This is a genomic window from Modestobacter altitudinis (genome assembly GCF_005930475.1).
Classification (GTDB): Bacteria; Actinomycetota; Actinomycetes; order Mycobacteriales; family Geodermatophilaceae; genus Modestobacter; species Modestobacter altitudinis.
In genome coordinates this window covers 17,907-36,324 of sequence record NZ_SJEW01000017.1, presented here as the reverse complement: position 1 = coordinate 36,324, position 18,418 = coordinate 17,907, and the positions used below count along the sequence as shown (strand labels likewise).

The following is an 18,418-nucleotide window of genomic DNA, read 5'->3' as shown; positions in this document are numbered from 1 at the left end:
CTGCGCGCCGGACGTCGCGACTGTCGCTAGCCTGCCTCCGTGCAGGGCTTCGGAGTGGACATCGGTGGCAGCGGCATCAAGGGTTGCGTGGTCGACCTGGACAAGGGCGAGCTGGTCGGTGATCGGGTGCGCATCCCGACGCCGCAGCCGGCGCTGCCCGACCCGGTCTACGGCGTGGTGGCCGACATCGTCGGCCAGTTCGGCTGGGAGGGGCGCATCGGGGTCACCTATCCCGGGGTGATGAAGCACGGCGTGACGTTCACCGCCGCCAACATGGACAAGTCCTGGATCGGCACCGACATGGCCAAGGGCCTGGAGGCGGTGATCCCGGGCACCGTGCAGACGCTCAACGACGCCGACGCGGCCGGGATCGCCGAGATGGCCTACGGCGCCGGCAAGGGCGAGCGCGGCCTGGTGCTCATGCTCACCTTCGGCACCGGCATCGGCAGCGCGCTGTTCATCGACGGCACGCTGGTGCCCAACACCGAGTTCGGGCACATCGAGGTCGACGGCCACGACGGGGAGAAGCGCGCCTCGGCCTCGGCCCGCGAGCGCGAGGAGCTCAGCTACTCGCAGTGGGCCAAGCGCGTGGACCGCTACCTGGACACCCTCGAGGCGAGCATCTGGCCCGACCTGATCATCGTCGGTGGCGGGGTGAGCAAGAAGTCGGAGAAGTGGGTGCCGCTGCTGTCCACCCGCACCCGGGTGGTGCCTGCCGAGCTGCTGAACGACGCGGGCATCGTCGGTGCCGCACTCGCCGCGGAGCAGCACATCGGCCAGTGAGCGGCCTCCGCACCGGGGGTGGGACGGGCGTCGTCCTCCCCCGGTGGAGGTGGCGGGCGTGTCATCCGGGTCGCTCCCGGCACAGAACCGGTGGACCGTCGCCTGCACGTCGTTACAATGGTGGAGCCCCACCGCGTCAACCCCCAGCCAGCAAGTCATCCCCCCATCCCAGCCCGGTGAAACACCTCGCGGTGTGTCACCCCGCGGGGCGTGGCGGTGGGCCGCTGCGCCGGGTGCGGTCCGGGGCCGCTGCCCGCGGGCCACACGGTCCTCGAGGAACGCACCGCAGTTGTACGGGAAGGAACCCTGAGTGCCCGCCGACCAGCCGTCCGACCAGCCGGAGACCACGGTGAGCAGTCCGAGTCGCAGCCGGACGGTCGCCGCCCGTGCCAGCGCCTCGACGCAGTCCACCGCCTCGGTGACCGCAGCAGCCAAGAAGGCCCCGGCCAAGAAGGCCCCGGCGAAGAAGGCCGTCGCCCGCAAGCCGACGATCGCCCCCTCCCCGGGCGCCGGCGAGGGCACCGTGCTGACCGCCGTCGCCAGTGACGGCACCGCTGTCGCCGTCGTCGACGGCGGGCCCGAGGGCCTCAAGCTCGACGAGACCGTCGTCACCGGCAAGGACGGCGTCGCCGTCGCCGAGACCGACGAGGGCGAGGAGAAGAGCGGCGACTTCGAGTGGGACGACGAGGAGGAGTCCGAGGCGCTGCGCCAGGCGCGCAAGGACGCCGAGCTCACCGCCTCGGCCGACTCCGTCCGGGCCTACCTCAAGCAGATCGGCAAGGTCGCGCTGCTCACCGCCGAGGAGGAGGTCGACCTCGCCAAGCGGATTGAGGCCGGGCTCTACGGCGCCGAGCGGCTGCGCCAGGTCGAGGAGGAGGGCCAGAAGCTCTCCCCGCAGATGCGCCGCGACCTCAACTGGATCGTCCGCGACGGCGAGCGCGCCAAGAACCACCTGCTGGAGGCCAACCTCCGCCTCGTGGTCTCCCTGGCCAAGCGCTACACCGGCCGCGGCATGGCGTTCCTGGACCTGATCCAGGAGGGCAACCTCGGTCTGATCCGCGCGGTCGAGAAGTTCGACTACACCAAGGGCTACAAGTTCTCCACGTACGCCACCTGGTGGATCCGGCAGGCCATCACCCGCGCCATGGCCGACCAGGCCCGCACCATCCGCATCCCGGTGCACATGGTCGAGGTCATCAACAAGCTCGGCCGCATCCAGCGCGAGCTGCTCCAGGACCTGGGCCGCGAGCCCACCCCGGAGGAGCTGGCCAAGGAGATGGACATCACCCCGGACAAGGTGCTGGAGATCCAGCAGTACGCCCGGGAGCCCATCAGCCTCGACCAGACCATCGGCGACGAGGGCGACAGCCAGCTCGGTGACTTCATCGAGGACTCCGAGGCCGTCGTCGCGGTCGACGCGGTGAGCTTCACGCTCATGCAGGACCAGCTGACCAGCGTCCTGCAGACGCTGTCCGAGCGGGAGGCCGGCGTGGTCCGGCTCCGCTTCGGTCTCACCGACGGCCAGCCGCGCACGCTGGACGAGATCGGCCAGGTCTACGGGGTGACCCGGGAGCGGATCCGGCAGATCGAGTCCAAGACGATGTCGAAGCTGCGCCACCCCAGCCGCTCGCAGGTCCTGCGCGACTACCTCGACTGAGGAAACACCCCCTGCCCCCCGCCACTCGCGAGCTCGCGGCGGGACCCTGCAGGGGGCCGTTCCAGACCGTCACCAACGGCCGGTGCCCCTCGGGGCGCCGGCCGTTGTGCGAATGACGGCTGGATGACGATCGCGGTCCCAATGGGTGACCCGGCTGTGTACGACGGCACGTGTCGGGTAGACGGCGTAGCGTGGGCGAGGTCAGAACAGCAGCGGACCCACAGCCGGCCCGGCCGGTGATCGCGCAAGACAGCACGTGCACCACCCGGACCCAGTTCCGAACCAGTGACGTCCCCTGCTGAACCGCTCCACCGCTCCTGTTCGTGTCACGACCGCATCTCTTTCCGCGCGTCGAGGCACAACAAGGGCCGGAACGGGAACACGAGGGGCCATCCTGGCGCTGTGCAGGAGGCCGATCCGCAGTCGCGGGTCCGTGCGGTAGAGAGCGAGTGATGAGCCAGATGACGACCCAGACGCTGACGACGACCCCGCCCACCGAAGATCTCGTCGTTCCCTTCCACTGCGACCGTTGCGGTGCTCTGGCCAAGGTGCGCGTGGTCCTCCCCAGCGGCAGTGACCTCGTCTTCTGCGGGCACCACGCCCGCGAGTACGACAGCAAGCTCCGCGACATCGCCGTCGACATCATCGACACCGACGGCGAGGCGCGCGTCTCCGACTGAGTGGGGCAACTATCGTCGCGCCAGCGATGAAGCCCTCACCCGACGAAGCCGCCGACACTCCGGACCCGCACCGCGGGGACGGGGAGTCGGCGGCTTCGTCGTTCCCGGGACCGGTCACCGGTCTCCCCCGAGCCGGAGACCGATCGATGCCGCAGGACGCCCCCCGGGACGCCGCCGACACGGTGCGCCTGCAGTCGGACGGCACCATCGGCCGGAGCCGCAACGCCCCGCCGGTGCCGCCGTCGTCCGGCCCCGCCGCACCCGGGTCCGGCCGGACGGCGCCGCCGGCGACCGAGGCACCCGACGCCGAGCCGTCGGACACCCAGCTGATCCCGCCCGTCGCCGACGACACCGCGACCGACGGTGCCGGCGGGGACCCCTCGGACACCCAGGTGATCGGTCCGGCGCACGACGACCACGCCCTGCCCGCCGACGGGACCCCGGTGGCGGCCCTCCCGACCGACTCCCGGACCGGGGACGGGCCTCCCGGACCGCCGTCGGCCGAGGTGACGCCCCGCAGGCCCTGGTGGCGGCGCCGCGCAGTGCTGCTCTCCGCCGCAGCGGTCCTCGCGCTCGGGGCCGCCTACGGCGTCGACCTGCTCGCCGCGGGCGACCACGTCCCGCGCGGCACGGTCGTCGCCGGCCTGGAGCTCGGCGACCTCTCCCCCGCGGCGGCGTCCGATCGGCTGGAGAGCGACCTCGCGCCCCGGGTCGTCGCCGATCGCCCGCTGGTCGCCGACGACGTCGAGGGCCTGCTGCACCCGCCGGCCGCCGGCATCGCGCTGGACGTGCCGGGCACCGTCGACGCCGTCGACGAGCAGCCACTCAACCCCTGGACCCGGCTCACCTCGCTGTTCTCCGACCGCACCGTCGACCCGGTGCTGACCGTCGACCGCACCTCGCTGGACGCCCAGGTCGAGCAGCTGGCCACCACGGTGGACCGCACCCCGGTGGACGCCACGATCGCCCTGGACGGCACCACGCCCTCCCTCGTCGAGCCGGTCGAGGGCCGCTCGCTGGACCGGGACGGAGCCGTCGACGCGATCACCGCGGCGGTCGCCTCCGCTGCCGACCCCACGGCCCCGGTCGACCTGCCCGTCGCCGTCGCCCCGGTGCAGGTCGAGCGGGCCGAGGCCCAGCGCGTGCTGGACGAGACGGTCATCCCGGCGCTGTCCGCCCCGGTCACCGTCGTGGGCACCGGCGGAGCGGACCCCGTCGACGTCCCGGAGACCGCGATCGCCGCGTCGCTGACGTTCACGCCCCAGGACGACGGCAGCCTCGCGGTCGCGGTCGACCCGACGGCGCTGCAGACCGCCATGGGCGAGGACTTCGCCGCCTTCGGCTCCCCCGCGCAGGACGCCCGCTTCGAGGTGTCCGGGGACTCGGTCTCCATCGTCCCCTCGGTCGACGGTCAGGGGATCGACCCCGCCGAACTGGCCGACCAGCTGCTGCCCGTGCTGGACGACCCGGCGCCCCGCTCGGTGACCCCGACCCTCGGACCGGTGCCCGCCGCGTTCACCACCGAGCAGGCGCAGGCGTTGGGCATCACCGAGCAGGTCAGCACCTTCACCACCAACTTCACCAGCTCCGCCAGCGGGACCAACATCCGGGTGGTCGCCGAGGAGGTGGACGGCGCGGTGGTCGAGCCGGGCGAGACCTTCAGCCTCAACGACTTCACCGGCCCCCGCGGCACCGCGCAGGGGTACGTGCCGGCCGCGGTCATCAGCGGCGGCGAGCTGTCCCAGGCCGTCGGCGGCGGGATCAGCCAGTTCGCCACGACGATGTTCAACGCCGTCTTCTTCGCCGGCCTCGAGGACGTCTACCACAAGCCGCACAGCTTCTACATCAGCCGCTACCCGGCCGGCCGGGAGGCGACGGTCTACGAGGGCGCGATCGACCTGCAGTGGCGCAACGACACCGACACCGGCATCTACGTGCAGACCGAGTGGGTCCCCGGTGCGCTGACGGTGACCTTCTGGGGGACCAAGCACTACGAGATCGAGTCGATCAGCGGGCCGCGCCGCAACCTCCGGCAGCCGGCGGTCCAGGAGAAGGTCGACGACGGCAACTGCACCCCGCAGTCGGGCTCGACCGGCTTCGACATCACCGTCACCCGGGTGTTCAAGGACCCGGCCACCGGGGCCGAGCTCCGCCGCGAGGACTTCGAGACCCACTACGCCGCCGAGGCGGTCATCACCTGCGTCCCGCCGGCCGATCCGGCGGCGGGACAGCCGGCCACCGCGGGCACCCCCGCCCCGGCGGCCCCGACCGGACGCCGTCCCGGTGGCCGGCCGGCTGACGACGTCCGCGCCCGCGCCCGTCGTCGACGCCGCTGAGACCACCGCCCCCCTCCGGGTGGGTGTCCGCAGGTCAGGAGCGCCCGTCCGCGAGGGCCGCCGTGCACACTGGAGCTGTGGCCTCCGCCGTCCCACGCAGCTCAGCGGCGCCCCCCGGTGAGCGCACCGGGGGCGACGGCGCCGCACCGCGCGCCGAGGACGGCCCGGCGCAGGCACGTCCGCAGCCCGCCCGCCGCGGCCGGCTGAGCTGGCTGCCGGCACCGATCCGGGTGCCGCTGCAGGTCCTCGGGGCCAGCCTGGCGAAGGCCTGGTCGGACCGGATCCTCGGGTTGTCCGCGGAGGCGGCCTTCTGGCAGGTCCTCTCGGTCCCGCCGCTGCTGATCGGGCTGCTGGGCTCGCTGGGCTACCTGGGCGACTGGATCGGCGCGGACAAGGTCGCCGAGATCGAGAACCAGCTGGTCACCGCCTCCGCCGAGGCACTCACCCCCGGCGTCGTGGCCGACCTGGTGCAGCCGACCCTGGACGACATCCTCAACTCGGGTCGGCTCGACGTGGTCAGCGTGGGCTTCCTGGTGTCGCTGTGGGCCGGGTCCTCGGCGACCGCCACGTTCATCAACACCGGCGTCATCGCCTACGGCCAGCGCGACGTGCGCGGCCCGATCGCCACCCGGCTGATGGCGCTGTGGCTGTTCATCTGCGGCCTGGTGGCCGCCGTCCTCACCCTGCCCCTGCTGGTGCTGGGCCGGGAGACCCTGGTCGACCTGCTGCCCGCACACTGGCAGGGGACCGCGACGGTGCTGGTCAACGCGGTGTACTGGCCGGTGGTCGTGGTGGGGCTCGTCCTGGTGCTCACGAGCTTCTACCACGTGATGCTGCCCCGGCGGATCCCCTGGCACCGGCACCTGCCGGGCGCGATCTTCGCCGTCGTCTTCTTCGTGATCGCGGCGACCGTGCTGCGCGGTTACGTCGCCGACATCCTCACCACGGCGCTGCCCTACGGCGCACTGGCCGCCCCCATCGCGGCCCTGCTGTTCTGCTTCCTGCTCGGCATGGCGCTGCTGCTCGGTGGCGAGCTCAACGCCACCATCGAGGCCCGATGGCCGGCGAAGCGCCGCCGCCACGACGCCCGCCGCCAGGCCCGCCGGGCCGCCAAGATCGAGCTGGAGGCGCACAAGCTCGGGCTGCGGGACTGACGTCAGTCCCGGGCGCCGCTGAGAGTCGGCTCGGGGCCAGCGGCGCGGGCCGGAGGCTCACCGTCGGTGACCCGGGCAGCGGCTCGGTCCGGGTCCGCACGTGGCCGTGGCAGAGCCGCGGGGGTGCCGCTCGTGAACTCGTACTGCGCGCTCCCCGATGTCCGGCGCGGCGAGGCGCGAGGGGAACTCCTCGCACGCGGCGAGGTGAGCCGACCGGCTCGGAGGAGGAGTAGGAAGTGCGGCGTGGACCCCGGGCCGGACAGCGTCTTGATCGTGGGAGCGAAGCTCTTCGACGGCCACCGATTCCTGCCCCCCGGATGCGTCCTGGTCCTCGAGGGGCGCGTCGCCGCGCTCGACTCCCGGTTGACCGCGCCGGCGGGCGTACCGGTGGTCGACGCTCGAGGCGGCACCGTCCTGCCCGGCCTGATCGACGCACACGTGCACGTCTTCCCCGGCGCATTGCAGTCGGCACTGAGGTCGGGGGTCACCACAGAACTGGACATGTTCGCCGACCCCGCCCTCGTAGGAGCGCTGGTGCAGCAAGCATCCTGCGACCCGAGCGCGGCCGATCTGCGCTCGGCCGGCATCGGCGCCACCGCCCCGGGAGGGCATCCGACCCGGCTCATCGCCCAAGGCCTCCTGTCCCCGTTCCCCACCGTTGCCGGACCCGCGCAAGCCGAGGCCTTCGTCGCGGCCCGGGTCGCCGAGGGCTCTGACTTCCTGAAGGTGATCCTCGAGGACGGCACCACCACCGGGCACGCCGTCCCCACGCTGACCGCCGACACGGTGGAGGCGCTGGTCGCCGCGGCACACGCACAGGACCTGCTCGTCGTCGCGCACACCCTCACCCAGGCGCACGCACTCCTCGCCGTCGGAGCAGGCGTCGATGGGCTGGCTCACCTGTTCTTCGACGAACCACCCTCCGCCCAGTTCCTCGACGCAGCCGTACGCCGCAACGTGTTCGTGGTCCCGACACTCACCTCGCTCGCCGCCCGCTCGGGCCACAGCCGCGGTCGCGCCCTGGCCGAAGACCCCCACCTCGGCTCGGCGCTGGACCCGCGTCAGCGGGCTTCGCTGACGCTCGACTTCCCCGTCGGGCCGGGCGCGCGCGCCGACCTGGCACACGCCATGTCGGCGGTCGCGCAGCTGCAGCGGAATGGCCTACGCCTGCTCGCCGGCACCGATGCGCCCAGCCCGGGCACTGCCCACGGCGCCAGCTTGCACGACGAACTCCATCTGCTCGTGCTGGCCGGCCTGTCCCCGCCCGCAGCTCTGGCCGCCGCGACGAGTGCACCCGCCGCGGCATTCGGCCTCACCGACCGAGGCGGCATCGCGCCGGGCATGCGTGCCGACCTCGTCCTGGTCCAAGGCGACCCCGAGCACGACATCACCGGGACGCGGGCCATCGAGCAGGTGTGGCGGGCCGGACACCCGGCATCGCGCTCCCCGACCGCGGAATGACCGCAGTGCGTGACCTGGGTAGGGACGAGCTGCACGACCACAGCCGGACGACTGAGCACGGGCTGCCCCGAACGTGGTCAGAGCTGCCCCGACGAACGGGCGAGCACGGCACTGCCCCGTCCATCCGACGAGCAGTGCCCGCACTCATCCGCCCGGCCATGCGAGCCGTCCTCGTCAGCGCGCAGAACCGTCAACTGATGGCGTACCTCGCCGCTGACTGGCGGCGTGGCGGCTGGAAGGCGGGGCAGGCGGCCCCCGGGAACGCTGCCCAGTTCGACCGCGCCGACGAGACGGCCGTGATGACTCATGGTGGGCCGCTCAGGGGGCAAGAGCGACGCACGGCCGATCAGATCGACCCTGTGCGCAGCTCAGCCCTTCTTGAGCTGGTTGTAGACCTCCTTGCAGGCCGGGCACACCGGGCTGCCGGGCTTGGGGGTCTTGGTGACCGGGAAGACCTCGCCGCAGAGCGCCTCGACCATGGTGCCCATGACCGCGCTTTCGGCGATCTTGTTCTTCTTCACGTAGTGGAAGACCTCGTTGGCGCTGCCGGTGTCGGCGTCCCGGACGTCCGGCCGCTCGAGGATGTCGCTGCTGCTCACGTCTGCTCCCTGGTTCGGGGTGCGGGACCGGTGACCGGTCGCCCGCGGACCGCCCACCATGATGACAGGGTGCAGAACTCCCATCCCGACCTCGCCGTTCCCGTCCTCTCCCCCGAGGTGGCCGACGCGCTGTCGGCCGGCCGGCCGGTCGTGGCGCTGGAGAGCACGCTGCTCGCCCACGGGCTGCCCCGCCCGGAGAACCGCGCGGCCGCCGACCAGGTGGAGGACGCCGTCCGGGCCGGCGGTGCGGTGCCGGCCTCGATCGCCGTCCTGGACGGGGTCCCGCACGTCGGGCTCACCGCGGAGGAGGTCGACCGGGTCTGCGCCGACCCGGAGCTGGCCAAGCTCGGCGTCCGGGACCTGCCGATCGCCGCGGCGCTGGGCCGCAGCGGTGCCACCACCGTCTCCAGCACCGCACTGCTGGCCGAGCGCGCCGGGATCGGCGTGTTCGCCACCGGCGGCCTGGGCGGGGTCCACCGGCACGCCGGCGACACCTTCGACGAGTCCGCCGACCTGACCGCGCTGTCCCGCACCTCCCTGGTCGTGGTCTGCGCGGGTGTGAAGTCGATCCTCGACGTCCCGGCCACCCTGGAGCGGCTGGAGTCGCTGTCGGTGACCGTCGTCGGCTACCGGACGCTGCGATTCCCCGGCTTCTACGTGGCCGACTCCGGGTCCGCGGTCGACTGGTCGGTCGAGACGCCGGCCGAGGCAGCCCGGGTGTTCGCCGCCCGCCGCGGACTGGCGCCCGGAGCGGTCGTCGTGGCGAACCCGCTGCCGGTGGACCAGCAGCTGGACGCCGAGCTGCACGACCGGGTGATCGCCGACGCGCTCGCCGCCGCGGACGCCGCCGGGGCCCGCGGGAAGGACGTCACCCCGTTCGTCCTCGGCCACCTGCACGACGCCAGCGGCGGCGCCAGCCTGGAGGTCAACGTGCGGCTGGTGCTCCGCAACGCCGAGCTCGCCGGGCAGATCGCGGCCGAGCTCGCGGCGCTCCCCCGCTGACCGGCCGACCGTGACCGCACCGCGGGTCGTCGTCGTCGGCGACGTCTGCACCGACGTCGTCGCCCTGCTGTCCGGGGACCCGGCGCCGGGTTCGGACCGCCCCGCCGCGATCGTCACCCGCGGCGGCGGGGCGGGCGCGAACGTGGCGGCGCACCTGGCCGCGCTCGGGACGCCGGTGACGCTGGCCGGCTGCGTCGGCGAGGACCTCCCCGGTCAGGCGCTGTGCCGGGACCTCACCGGCGCCGGGGTGACCCTGGCGGTGCGCGCCCTCCCCGGCCTCTCGACCGGCACGATCATCAGCCTCGTCGAGCCGGGCGGGGAGCGGAGCATGCTCGCCGACCGCGGCGCCAACCTGGCGCTGCAGCCCGACGACGTCCCGGCGCCGCCGGCCGGAGGCCACCTGCACCTGTCCGGGTACACGCTGCTGGACGACGGACCGCGGGCAGCCGGGCTCGCCGCCCTGGCCGCGGCGCGCACGGCGGGGTGCACGGTGTCGGTCGACCCGGCGTCGACCGGGCCGCTGGCCGGCTACGGCGTGGACCGGTGGCTCGCCGACACCGCGGCGGCCACCCTGCTGCTGCCCAACGCGGAGGAGGCGCGGCTGCTCACGGGCTGCACCGACACCACCGAGGCAGCCCGGGCGCTCGCCGGGCTGCACCCGGTCGTCGTGGTCAGCCTCGGGGCCGAGGGGGCGCTGTGGGCAGCCGGGGACGTGCTGGTGCACCGGGCCGCGCACCCGGCCGAGGTCGTGGACACGACCGGCGCGGGCGATGCCTTCACCGCCGGCGTGCTGTCGGTGTGGTCGGCGTCCGCCGGCCGGCCCGACCCGGCGGCGGCGCTGGAGGCCGGCCTGCAGCGGGCCGCCGTCGTGGTGGGACGGGCGGGGGCCCGCTGAGGCTCACATGTCGATGACGCGGGCCTTGCTGCTGCTGCCCGACTCCAGGATCCGGTCGGGTGCCGGCGGCCGGTAGCGGTTGGGGTCGAGGTGCTTCTTCGGCGGCCGGTCGTTGGCCATGACCACCGCGATCCAGGGCAGCACCGTGCCGAGGACGGCGAAGACCGCCATCAGCCACAGCGAGTACTGGGCGGTCAGCGCAGCGATGACCAGGCTGCCGCCACGGATCGCCATGGTGATCGAGTAGCGCCTCTTGCGGGCTGCGTGCTGGTCGGCCTGGCTCGGCTCGGCTTCGGTGATGAGCAGGGGCTCGCGTCGGTCGGACCGGCTCGAGGACTGGCTGGATGCCACGGTCGCCCTTCCCTGGGTCGGCCGGGGGATGGGCGGCGGTGGTCGGTTCTCGCTGGTGCGACCGGCCCCGGAGCCCCCGGCTCCTGGGACCCATCGTGCCACTCGATCGTGCGCCATGCAGGTGCTCGGTGCACTGTTCCCACGTGCCCGCCGACACAGGCGCCGATCACCCCTGCTGGGCCTTCGCGTCCTTGGCGGCCTGCTTGAGCTGCTGCTTGGTGGCGCGCACCTCGGCCAGCGAGGCGGGGCCGGTGATGTCGGCGACCGAGCGGCGTGCACCCTCCTGGCCGTAGTCCCCCGCCGCCGCGCGCCAGCCGGGTGGCGTGACGCCGCACTGCTTGCCGAGCAGGGCGAGGAAGATCTTCGACTTCTGCGCGCCGAAGCCGGGCAGCTCGCCCAGCCGGCGGAGCAGGGTCGTGGCGTCCGGGACGTCGCTCCACAGCGCCTCGGCGCGGCCGTCGTACCGCTCCAGCAGCAGGCGGGCCAGGTCCTGGGCGCGGGTGGCCATCGACCCCGGGTAGCGGTGCAGGGCCGGCGGGCCCTGGAAGTGCCGCTGCAGCACCTCGGGGTCGCAGCCGGCGAGCCCTGCTGCCGACAGCGTGTCGACGCCGAGCCGGTCCTCAGTCACAGGCGTGTGCGTGTGCGTGTGCGTGTGCCTGTGCGTGTGACCCCTCCGACACAACCCGCCCGAAGCCCCCATGGTCACTGACCATGGGGGCTTCGTCGTGCGCAGCGGCTCCGCGAACTCCGTCAGACGACGATGTCCAGCAGCAGCACGATGGGCAGCGAGATCACCGATGCCAACGACATGGCCACGGTGTGGGTCTTGAACGTCCCTCGGGTGCTCAGGTTGAGCAGTGACTGGAACATCCAGAAGAAGTTGCTGCTGACGTGCGGGAGGAACAGTGCCCCGGAGCAGGCGGCCAGGGCGATGAGCACGACCGGGACACCCAAGGAGCCTGCGATCGGGGCCAGGATGCCGGCCGCGGTGATCGCGGCGATGGAGATGGACCCCATCGCGATGTGCAGGATCGCGGCGACCAGCCAGACCAGCAGCAGCGGCGGGAGGAACCCGGCGTTGAACGACTCGGCCAGCACGTCGCGCAGCCCGGACTGACCGATCACCTCGGCGACGGAGCCGGAGAGCCCAGACAGGACCAGGATGGGGCCGGCCATCGCCAGCGCCTTGCCGACGGCCGAGTTGACCTCCGCTCGAGGCAGGACCCGCTGGGCGAGCAGGTGAGCCAGACCGGCGCCTATCGCCATCGCAATGACCGGCTCACTGAGCAACGCAATTGGGCCCAGGGGGAAGTCGAAGGCGTTGGCCAGCGCACCCAGCGCGATCAGCGCCAGCGTCACCAGCACCGGGGAGATCGACACCAGCAGCGGCAGCTGCCGGACCCTCTCCTCGGATGGCCGGGTGACCGTCGTGGTCGTGATGGCGGTCGAGCTCGCGGCCCCGGGATGTCCGTCAGAACCAGCAGCGCCGCCGCCGGCACCGCCTCCGTTGCCGGCGCCGTCGTCGGCCCCTTCGTCGGTGTCGTCAACCGGCGCCTTGAGCTCGTCGGCAGCCGGGTCCCAGCGCAGCACCCGCTTCAGCAGCACGGCGAAGGTGAGCATCGTGAGCACGGCGGTGGGCACTCCGACGATGAGCCCGAGCAGGAACATCTCACCGAGCGGCACGTCCAGCAGGCCGGCCACGGCGAGGGCGCCGACACCCGGGACCACGAAGACGAGCCCGACCTCGATGCCGGCAGTCAGCGCACCGCCCATGAGGGCGACGCCCCGCGGGCCCAGGCGGGGACCCAGGCGCCGCGCCAGTGGCGCGGTGAGCACCAGCACCACATCGGAGTAGATGGAGGTGAACAGCGTGGAGAGGGAGACGGCGAACACCATCGGCACCCGCTTCTCACCGAAGAGCCCCAGCAGTCCTTCGATGACGCGCTGAAGGGTGTTCGTGGCGGTGAGCAGGGATCCCATGACGACGCCGAAGGTGATGAGCAAGCCGATCTCGGCCATCACGTCGCCGAACCCGACGGTCAGGGCCTCCGCGGTGCCGCTGATGCCCAGCCCGGTGGCCAGGCCCAGGTATGTCGCCCCGATCAGCAGTCCGAAGATGGGTGGGGTCTTGAGCCAGGTGATCAGCGCAACGATGCCCACGATTGCGATGACGGTGTGGGCAAGGAGCCAGGCATCGGACACGGTGCCCTCCTAGGAAGTCGGGTGCGGACGGCGTCTGTGCCGCCCATCACAACGAGCACCAGTGAGCCCTGCGGTAGGCGTACCGGTCCAAGACCGGGTTGCTGGCAAGGTGATAGGCACCGGCTATCGACGGGAGGCAGGACGCGGTGGACGCTCGTCAGCTCAGGTACTTCCTGGCCGTCGTGGACGCCGGCAGCGTCCACCGGGCCGCCGAGCAGCTGTACGTCGCCCAGCCCTCGGTCTCCCAGGCGTTGCGGGCACTCGAGCGGGACCTGGGCAGCCTGCTGTTCCACCGCACGGGCCGCCGTCTGGTGCTGACCGCAGCCGGCCACGCGCTCGTGGGCCCTGCCCGGGAGGTGCTGCGTGGACTGGAGCTCGCCCGGGCGACGGTGGAGGCCGTCGACGGACTCGTCGGCGGGGAGCTCGCGATCGCCTCGATGCCCTCGCAGGCGGTCAGTCCACTCACCGGCCTGGTCGCCGCCTTCGCTGCTGCCCACCCGCTCGTCCTGATCTCGGTCCGGGCGGCGAGCACGCCCATCGCCGTGCAGGCCATGCTGACGACCGGCAACGCCGAGCTCGGAGTGGTCGCCGCCGCACCGTCGGCGCCCGCGCTGCACGACCTTGAGGTCCTCCACCTGGAGACGCAGCGGTTCGCCCTGCTGGCCCGGGACGAGTCGATGCTGCCCCCGGGCGACCCCGTTCAGCCTGCGGACCTCGCCGGTGCCGCGCTCATCGTCGGCCAGCAGGGCACCGGGATGCGCAGCGTGGCCGAAGCGGTGCGACGCCAGGCCCTGGGCAGCCGCTTCGCAGTCGAGGTCGAGCACCGGGAGGCCGTGCTGCCGCTGGTCCTCGCGGGCGTCGGCACGGCGGTGGTCAGCGACTCCTGGCGGGCACTGGCCGAGTCCGCGGGTGCCACCGTCCGGGCACTGGACTGCCCCGATCTGCTCCACGTGTCGCTGCTGTACCGGCCGGGCCGGTTGAGCCCAGCCGCCGCCGCGTTCCTCCACCTGGCGCAGGACACGACCGAGACGCTGCTCTGATAGGCGCAACCTCTCAGCGCGGCAACAACTGCGTCTTGGACGTGTGACGCGAGGCACGGTCGACTGAAGCCATGACCAGCTACCGCATCGCCCTCATCCCCGGCGACGGCATCGGCGCCGAGGTGCTCCCCCCGGCTCAGGCCCTCCTCGACGCCGTCGGCCGCCGGCACGGCATCCAGTTCACCTACGACTCCTTCGACTGGTCGTGCCAGCGGTACGTGGCCGAGGGCGCGATGATGCCGGCCGACGGCCTGCAGCAGATCCGCCACCACGACTCAGTGCTGCTGGGAGCGGTCGGCTGGCCCGGGGTTCCTGACCACGTGTCGCTGTGGGGGCTGCTGATCCCCATCCGCCGCAGCTTCCAGCAGTACGTGAACCTGCGGCCGATCAGGGTGCTCGACGGGGTGCCCAGCCCGCTGCGCAACGCCGGCACCGGGGACGTCGACCTGGTCGTCGTCCGGGAGAACGTGGAGGGCGAGTACTCCGAGATCGGGGGGCGACTGGGTCGGGGCACCGAGGACGAGTTGGCCGTGCAGGAGGCGGTCTTCACCCGCAAGGGCGTCACGCGCGTCGTCGAGTACGCCTACGCGCTGGCCGAGAGCCGCGGCAACCACGTCACCTCGGCGACCAAGAGCAACGGCATCGTGCACACCATGCCGTTCTGGGACGAACTGGTGGCCGAGGTGGCGCAGCAGCACCCCAGCGTGCGCAGCGACAAAGAGCACATCGACGCCCTCGCCGCCAAGCTCGTGCTCGCCCCGGAGCGCTTCGATGTCATCGTGGGGTCCAACCTGTTCGGCGACATCCTCAGCGACCTGGCCGCCGCGGTGGCCGGCAGCATCGGTGTCGCGCCGGCGGCCAACCTCAACCCCGAGCGGGAGTTCCCGTCGATGTTCGAGCCGGTGCACGGCTCGGCCCCCGACATCGCTGGTCAGGGCAAGGCCAACCCCCTGGGCGCCATGTGGTCGGCGGCCATGATGCTCGACCACCTCGGCCACCCCGAGGCCAGCGCGGAGCTCCTCGCCGCTGCCTTCGGTGCGCTGGCCGACGGCATCAGCACCGCCGACCTGGGCGGGTCCGCGGACACTGCCGGCTACACGCGCGCCGTGCTGGACCGGGTCAGCGCACCGGCCACCGTCAACGCCTGAGCCTGGAGCCGAGAGTGCGTGTCCTGGTTGCCCCGGACAAGTTCAAGGGCTCCCTGACCGCGCTCGAGGTCGCGGAGGCCATCGGCCGGGGCCTGGCGGCGGCAGGTGTGGCCGTCAGGCTCTTTCCCCTGGCCGACGGCGGTGACGGCAGCGTGGACGCCGCGGTGTGCGCCGGCTCAACCGCCCACCCGGTGCGCGTCCACGGCGCCGACGGCGAGCTCCGCGACGCCGCCTTTGCATTCGACGGGACGACCGCCGTCGTCGAGGTGGCCACCACCTGCGGGCTGGCGACGCTGCCCGCCGGAGAGCTCGTCCCGATGTCCGCGTCTTCCCACGGCTTCGGCGAGGCTGTCGCGGCCGCGGTCACCGCCGGCGCCCGGCGGATCGTGCTCTGCCTGGGCGGGAGCGCCAGCACTGACGGAGGCGCCGGCATGCTGACGGCGCTCGGCGTCCGTTTCCGCGATGCCCACGGCGGCGAGGTCGACCCAGCCGGCGAGACGCTGATAAAGATCGCCGACCTCGACGTCTCCGGGCTGCTGCCTCTCGGCGGCGTGGAACTGGTCGTGGCAACCGACGTGAGCAACCCGTTGGTCGGCCCCGACGGGGCCGCCGCGGTGTTCGGCCCGCAGAAGGGCGCTACGCCGGCTCAGGTCGACCTCCTTGAGGTGGGTTTGAGCCATCTCGCCCAACTGCTGGGCAACAACCCTCAACCTGGCGCTTCACCAGCGGACACGCCAGGGGTCGAGGAGCCCGGCGTCGGGGCGGCGGGCGGCCTCGGGTTCGCCTGCCGATGGCTCGGCGCCCAGCGCGTGCCCGGAGCCGACTTCTTCCTCGACCTCTTGGACTTCGACGGAGCCGTCGTCGACTGCACCGCCGTCGTCACCGGCGAGGGCCGCATCGACGGCCAGACACTGGCCGGGAAGTTGCCCGCCGTCGTCGCGTCACGAGCCATCCCCCGGCCGGTGTACGCCGTTGTCGGCCAGTCCCTTCTCGCCGACGACGAATGCCAACGACTGGGACTGCGGCAGGTAGTCGCCCTCGCCGACCTCGACGCCGCCGACTCGAGCCGCGATCCCGAACTGTCCCGGCGCCTCACCGAGCAGGCCGGAACGCTCATCGGCCAGCGCCTACGCGCCCGGGAGTGAGCCGGAGTTGCGCGGCGGCGATGTCGGTCGACGACCCAGGTGATCACCGGCGGAGCTGCCGACTTGCTCCGCTGCCGTCTGTAGCAACCGTCTGCCACGGAACTCGAAGTCGGTGAGCACGTCCACTGCGGAGATCAGGTCGATCCTCAGCGAATACACAGCGCAGTCACGCCGCTACACCAGCCCGGCCACGCGACAGTCGTGACGAGACCGCACCCCGTTACCCATTGGAGTTCTCTGTGCCTTCGCAGTCCCGGCCGGTTCCAGCCCCGACCTATCAGGGCCGTCGCTTGCCCCGGCCCGAGGAGGAGGTCATCGACCAGGGCCTTGCCTTCGACCTCGGCACCCTGTTCAACCGCCGGAAGATGCTGGGCGTCCTGGGCCTGGGCGCCGCCACCGCGGGGCTGGCTGCTTGCGGAGGCGGATCGAGCAGCGGTTCCGCCACGGCGTCCAGCTCCGCTGCGTCGAGCTCCGCGGCGACCGCGGCGTCCGGGGAGATCCCCGATGAGACTGCCGGCCCCTACCCCGGCGACGGCTCCAACGGCGCCAACGTGCTGACCCAGAGCGGCGTCGTCCGCAGCGACATCCGGTCCAGCTTCGGCACCTCGTCCACCACGGCCGAGGGCGTCCCGCTCACCATCGAACTGACCGTCCTCGACATGGCCAACGACGACGCACCCTTCGAGGGCGTCGCCGTGTACGTCTGGCACTGCAACCGGGACGGTGAGTACTCGCTGTACTCCGAGGACATCCTCAACGAGAACTACCTGCGCGGCGTGCAGGTCGCCGACGCCGACGGGAAGGTCACCTTCACCAGCATCTACCCGGCCTGCTACTCCGGCCGTTGGCCACACATCCACTTCGAGGTCTACCCCGACGTCGACAGCATCACCGACTCCACGAACACAATCGCCACCTCGCAGATCGCCATGCCCCAGGCCACCAACGACGTCGTCTACGCCACCACGGGCTACGAGAACTCGGTCAGCAACCTGTCGCAGGTCAGCCTGGACAGCGACAACGTCTTCGGGGACGACTCCGGCGTCACCCAGCTCCCCACGGTGTCCGGCGACGTCGACGGCGGCTACACCGTCGCCCTGACCGTGCGGGTGGACACCACCACCACGCCGACCGGAGGCGGCACCGCTCCCGGCGCCGACGGAGCTCCGTCCGGCGCGCCCAGCGGCGCTGCACCATCGGGTGGGGGCCCCGGAGGTGCGCCTCCCTCCGGCGCTCCCGGCACGCCTCCGCCAGGGTCCGCTGACGGCACTTCGGCCGGCCCGTCGTCTTGACCGTCCCCACTCAACTCATCGGCGTGGCCGGGCGCCGTGCGTGCGCCCGGCGAAAGGACATCAGATGAACCTCGGACCGGCCGAGATCGGCCTCATCGTGCTCGCCATCATGCTGCTGTTCGGGTACAAGAAGCTGCCCGACGCATCCCGCTCGCTGGGCCGGTCGCTGCGCATCTTCAAGACCGAGGTGAACGAACTGCGAGACGATCAGCCGGTCGCCGCAGTGGGCGGGACGCCGGACACCCACGACCCCGCCAGCACATCTGTGCCGCGCTCTGCATCGGCGGGCTCCGAGCCAGCCCGTCCAGCGGTCGCCCAACAGGAGATTTGAGCAGAAAGCCCGGTCGGAGCTGGCACTGACCTTGTGACTGGTGCTCTCACGATCGATCTCGGCCCCGGCGCGTGAGAACCGACGTGCGCATTCAGCCCGCCGACGATCGCGCGCCGTCGTCCTGTCACACGCTCAGGTTCGGGATCCGCCGCCGGGCCGAAACCACAGTGGTGCTCTGCTGGACGGGCGCCGGTGCCGAGCAACTCGGTTGCCGTGCCGACCAGGCCGCTGAGGGTGAGCTCCAGGCCCCGAGCACCAACTTCGGCCAGCGCAACAGCATCCCGCTCGATTTCCCTGGCACGAGCGAGCGGTGATGCAGGCCTGCCGGTGCTCAGACCGGCC

The 18,418-nt window shown here is 72.4% G+C and carries 18 protein-coding genes; 14 read left to right on the top strand and 4 right to left on the bottom strand.

Translation table 11 applies throughout. From position 1 onward, the window contains the following. Positions 1–39: 39 nt before the first annotated feature. From ppgK to FHL79_RS08770, 6 genes are all read left to right on the top strand, one after another. Positions 40–783 (top strand): polyphosphate--glucose phosphotransferase, encoded by a 744-nt coding sequence (gene ppgK, locus FHL79_RS08795; RefSeq protein WP_138758229.1) that lies wholly within the window; start codon positions 40–42, stop codon positions 781–783. Positions 784–1,132: 349 nt separating this feature from the next. Then, positions 1,133–2,440 (top strand): RNA polymerase sigma factor, encoded by a 1,308-nt coding sequence (locus tag FHL79_RS08790; protein ID WP_439331125.1) that lies wholly within the window; start codon positions 1,133–1,135, stop codon positions 2,438–2,440. A gap of 452 nt (positions 2,441–2,892) precedes the next feature. After that, on the top strand, positions 2,893–3,120 hold the full coding sequence (locus FHL79_RS08785; protein WP_216870603.1) for a DUF7455 domain-containing protein: 228 nt from the start codon (positions 2,893–2,895) through the stop codon (positions 3,118–3,120). 146 nt (positions 3,121–3,266) lie between these two features. Then, a complete protein-coding gene (locus FHL79_RS08780) occupies positions 3,267–5,456 on the top strand; it encodes a VanW family protein (protein WP_138758227.1) in 2,190 nt (729 codons plus the stop codon). A 77-nt stretch (positions 5,457–5,533) separates the two neighbouring features. Further along, positions 5,534–6,610 carry a YihY/virulence factor BrkB family protein gene (locus tag FHL79_RS08775; protein ID WP_138758226.1) on the top strand — a complete coding sequence of 359 codons (1,077 nt, stop codon included), beginning with the start codon at positions 5,534–5,536 and terminating at the stop codon, positions 6,608–6,610. A gap of 273 nt (positions 6,611–6,883) precedes the next feature. Further along, positions 6,884–8,071: an amidohydrolase family protein gene (locus tag FHL79_RS08770; RefSeq protein ID WP_218938391.1), complete on the top strand. Its 1,188-nt coding sequence runs from the start codon at positions 6,884–6,886 to the stop codon at positions 8,069–8,071. A 368-nt stretch (positions 8,072–8,439) separates the two neighbouring features. Here the strand turns inward: FHL79_RS08770 and FHL79_RS08765 are convergent, their stop codons facing one another. Beyond that, entirely contained in the window at positions 8,440–8,670 is a 231-nt protein-coding gene (locus tag FHL79_RS08765) for a DUF3039 domain-containing protein (protein WP_218938390.1), read from the bottom strand. Between the two features lie 69 nt (positions 8,671–8,739). Between FHL79_RS08765 and FHL79_RS08760 the strand changes: the two genes are divergently transcribed. Continuing rightward, positions 8,740–9,672, top strand: coding sequence for a pseudouridine-5'-phosphate glycosidase (locus FHL79_RS08760; RefSeq protein ID WP_138758223.1), 933 nt, complete (start codon positions 8,740–8,742; stop codon positions 9,670–9,672). Positions 9,673–9,682: 10 nt separating this feature from the next. After that, complete coding sequence (locus tag FHL79_RS08755; protein WP_138758222.1) at positions 9,683–10,567, top strand: carbohydrate kinase family protein; 885 nt, start codon at positions 9,683–9,685, stop codon at positions 10,565–10,567. Between the two features lie 3 nt (positions 10,568–10,570). On the opposite strand, the gene FHL79_RS08750 is transcribed toward FHL79_RS08755, so the two are convergent. The 3 genes from FHL79_RS08750 to FHL79_RS08740 all read right to left on the bottom strand — a co-directional run bounded on the left by FHL79_RS08750 (position 10,571) and on the right by FHL79_RS08740 (position 13,120). Continuing rightward, a complete protein-coding gene (locus tag FHL79_RS08750; protein WP_138758221.1) occupies positions 10,571–10,918 on the bottom strand; it encodes a DUF3099 domain-containing protein in 348 nt (115 codons plus the stop codon). Between the two features lie 166 nt (positions 10,919–11,084). After that, positions 11,085–11,546 (bottom strand): HhH-GPD-type base excision DNA repair protein, encoded by a 462-nt coding sequence (locus tag FHL79_RS08745; RefSeq protein WP_246080535.1) that lies wholly within the window; start codon positions 11,544–11,546, stop codon positions 11,085–11,087. A gap of 122 nt (positions 11,547–11,668) precedes the next feature. Beyond that, on the bottom strand, positions 11,669–13,120 hold the full coding sequence (locus FHL79_RS08740) for a GntP family permease (protein ID WP_138758220.1): 1,452 nt from the start codon (positions 13,118–13,120) through the stop codon (positions 11,669–11,671). Between the two features lie 146 nt (positions 13,121–13,266). On the opposite strand from FHL79_RS08740, the gene FHL79_RS08735 reads away from it, so the two are divergent. The 6 genes from FHL79_RS08735 (at position 13,267) to FHL79_RS08710 (ending at position 18,390) form a co-directional block, all read left to right on the top strand. Next, entirely contained in the window at positions 13,267–14,160 is an 894-nt protein-coding gene (locus FHL79_RS08735; RefSeq protein WP_138758219.1) for a LysR family transcriptional regulator, read from the top strand. Positions 14,161–14,231: 71 nt separating this feature from the next. Then, positions 14,232–15,308, top strand: coding sequence for a tartrate dehydrogenase (locus FHL79_RS08730; protein ID WP_138758218.1), 1,077 nt, complete (start codon positions 14,232–14,234; stop codon positions 15,306–15,308). A 14-nt stretch (positions 15,309–15,322) separates the two neighbouring features. Continuing rightward, positions 15,323–16,453, top strand: a complete 1,131-nt coding sequence (locus tag FHL79_RS08725) for a glycerate kinase (RefSeq protein WP_218938389.1) — start codon at positions 15,323–15,325, stop codon at positions 16,451–16,453. 290 nt (positions 16,454–16,743) lie between these two features. Further along, the gene (locus tag FHL79_RS08720) at positions 16,744–17,745 is read left to right on the top strand and encodes an intradiol ring-cleavage dioxygenase (RefSeq protein WP_246080533.1); all 1,002 of its coding nucleotides are present in this window, start codon (positions 16,744–16,746) and stop codon (positions 17,743–17,745) included. A 64-nt stretch (positions 17,746–17,809) separates the two neighbouring features. Further along, positions 17,810–18,076, top strand: coding sequence for a twin-arginine translocase TatA/TatE family subunit (locus FHL79_RS08715; RefSeq protein WP_138758216.1), 267 nt, complete (start codon positions 17,810–17,812; stop codon positions 18,074–18,076). A gap of 83 nt (positions 18,077–18,159) precedes the next feature. Beyond that, entirely contained in the window at positions 18,160–18,390 is a 231-nt protein-coding gene (locus FHL79_RS08710; protein WP_171058084.1) for a hypothetical protein, read from the top strand. Positions 18,391–18,418: the final 28 nt, after the last annotated feature.